1 protein-coding gene is annotated in these 485 nt (G+C 36.9%); it reads left to right on the top strand.

Features of this window, described 5'->3' with window-relative positions; all coding sequences use genetic code 11:
* The coding region (locus ACQPUY_RS17785; RefSeq protein WP_430843392.1) for a hypothetical protein at nt 1-429 on the top strand (429 nt) is incomplete at its 5' end.
* Between the last annotated feature and the right edge of the window lie 56 nt (nt 430-485).

Raw genomic sequence — 485 nt, 5'->3', positions numbered from 1 at the left:
GTTAATGGGAATTTAATAGGAAAGCTTTCTATAGGACAAGGAGAAAGAGGTAAATCTATTGAGTATATGTGGCGAGGTACTGAATTAGGTATAAGACAAGAAGGAGAAGAAGAATACCAGTTTGTAGACCTCGCTGGTAGTGGAGCAGGAAGTGGTAGAGAGATAGAACTCCAAGTTGGGAATGGATTTATACAATGGAGATATAAAGGAGAAGAATCTTGGAATAATCTTATAGCGATTACAGAACTACAAGTACCAGGACCACCAGGTAAAGATGGTAAGAATGGTTTAGATGGAACTAACGGACAAGATGGAGCAGATGGGATTACTCCAGTAAAAGGACAGGATTATTATACCGAGGAAGAAAAAGAGGAGTTAATAACAGAAGTTTTAAATAGAATCCCTAATGGAAATGAGGTGGCTTATTAATGGCAAATGTTCTTATAGAAGAAAGTACAATGTCTAATATAGCTAATGCTATACGT

It is taken from the genome of Clostridium nigeriense, assembly GCF_050585245.1.
Classification (GTDB): Bacteria; Bacillota; Clostridia; order Clostridiales; family Clostridiaceae; genus Clostridium; species Clostridium nigeriense_A.
Note: the sequence above shows the minus strand (reverse complement) of the source record. Positions and strands in the feature narration are given on the sequence as shown.